At 49.5% G+C, this 1,991-nt stretch carries 1 protein-coding gene and 1 pseudogene; one reads left to right on the forward strand and one right to left on the reverse strand.

What is annotated here, in order from left to right; genetic code table 11:
- Positions 1-202: 202 nt before the first annotated feature.
- Positions 203-940, reverse strand: a complete 738-nt coding sequence (locus WBR68_RS31195; protein ID WP_230696245.1) for a hypothetical protein — start codon at positions 938-940, stop codon at positions 203-205.
- A gap of 199 nt (positions 941-1,139) precedes the next feature.
- Here WBR68_RS31195 and WBR68_RS31200 point away from each other — a divergent pair.
- Positions 1,140-1,510: pseudogene (locus tag WBR68_RS31200) on the forward strand (integrase core domain-containing protein); the annotation flags it as partial.
- Positions 1,511-1,991 lie beyond the last annotated feature (481 nt).

Consider the following 1,991-nt stretch of genomic DNA (forward strand, 5'->3'; position numbering starts at 1 on the left):
GGGGTCAGGAATTTTGCGCCGGCGGGAATCAGGGCGTTCAGGCCGCCGGGGCGGCTGCCCAGGCCGGCGTTGACGGAGCCGGACGCGCCAGCGTTGCCGACGGGTGCGCCGTTGCAGCAGGTCGAACGCCCTTCCGGTGAGCGCTCACTTGACAATCAGGTCAATCGGCATCTCAACTTTTAGTTTTTATAAACCGCCTCGCCTACACGCCAAATAAGATTCTTCGAAAAATTATCTGTGAGTCTTGCGTTGAAATATCATTAAATTCGCAACCAGCGACGACCTTCACGACACCCCGAGTATCGGTGACATCAAATCCCTGCCGCTTTAATAGATCACAACTTATCTCCCTTTTTACGCCCACCCTCGACCAAAAAAGTTCGCCTAACCACATCACTCTTCCAATTGCCTCAACATATCCGCTCCTAAGCTCGACCCGGCCCGGGTTATCGGATGTGTCAATTTCTAATTGTTCGAGCGGCGCAGGCAATCCGTTAGATTTTTTTGGAAGATCTACATATGAGCGACCCAACCTTTCGTATTCCATCGGATCCTTAGCATTTTGCCAGTAATCATACTCAACGTCGTATATCCATGCTTGAACAAAGCCATCATTAAAAACAAGAACTCCGGCGAATTCTTGCATATCGGTTTCAGCGCAGAAACTCCTGGCGGCCACCTCGAGAAAACAAATACTCCTGGCCGGGAGCATACCAAACGTTAACTCCATTCCATTTGACTCCACCCGACTAGGCCAGATCTTTTTCCTGGAAATTATCGTCTCAAGTTCCCGAACCGCAACACTAGCGCCTTTGACTGAGAACCTCTCGGACAAACCCATTTTCCTCAAGACGCCGAGCACTAGCTTGAAAATATCAACACCGGTGATCACATTAGAATCAAAAATGAGCTTGAGCCGCTCCACTCTTTTCTCACTCATTTGAACTCCTTCACAATCACTGTAACACCATATTTTTTACCAAACTCGATGAGCGAAGTCGCTGAAAATGCCCCGCCGGGCTGCACCCGCAAATCAAGAACCATATTGGCTGGAATACCATTAACTGTGGCGTGACCTGCTCTGAGAAGTTCGTACCACTGGGTATTTGAGAAAATAGCTTCTGACGCGAGAAGGAAGCGAGATATTGACCCGCGTCATCAGTGACCGCGGAGCTCCCCGATATCTGCGTTCGGACAATGGCCCGGAGTTCGTCTCGCGCGCTTTGCTGCAATGGATTGCAGATCAAGGCATTGAGACGGCGCTGATCGACCCGGGCAAGCCCTGGCAGAACGGCACGACCGAGAGTTTTAACGGTAAGCTGCGCGACGCGTGCTTGAATATGGAATGGTTCCGGAACCGGACCGAGGCACGCATCGTGATCGAAGACTGGCGCGAGCATTACAACTCAGGCCGCATTCCAGTCTGGGCTATTTGACACCGCAGCAGGCCGCCCAGGTCGCTGTATCAGGATTACTAACCGAAGCTAAATTCAAAATCCCGGTGGTGTGAAAAATCCAAGCAGGTCAGAACCACGATCCCAGATGCTCGTCGAGCACGGCGGTCAAGCCTAGTCTTCAGAAAGTAACCTTCTCCATTCGCTTGGTTTTGCAAGGAATCTTTACTGCCTTGCTCAGACAGATTTTTTTAATTTCTTTAATGTAAATTGAGCCCACAGCCCCCCACACAAAATAAAGCAACAGGACAAAATTGCCATTGCCTAACAAATTTCTAAATTTGCTATAACTCAGGGGGCCATCAGCGATTGAGGAATTTCTAGCAAAACAGTAATTTCGCCTTCGCCTTGCGCAACAACAAATAAAACATTTAACTACTTTTTAACTGCCTGACCGGGTCCCAATCATTAGGTTTTAGTTGATGCTTGCTCCACCATTGCATCCCCTCAGAAACCCACCTTTCCCGTAAATGGGAATGAGCAGCTGTAGAGTCATCATACCCAAACTCCGTCCCGCAGCATGGGCAAATATTGTAT

It is taken from the genome of Achromobacter sp. JD-1 (assembly GCF_038594925.1).
Taxonomy (GTDB): Bacteria; Pseudomonadota; Gammaproteobacteria; order Burkholderiales; family Burkholderiaceae_B; genus Achromobacter; species Achromobacter spanius_C.

Coding starts and splice junctions, on each gene's coding strand:
- WBR68_RS31195 (WP_230696245.1), bottom strand. CDS start 940: ATGAGTGAGAAAAGAGTGGAGCGGCTCAAGCTCATTTTTGATTCTAAT.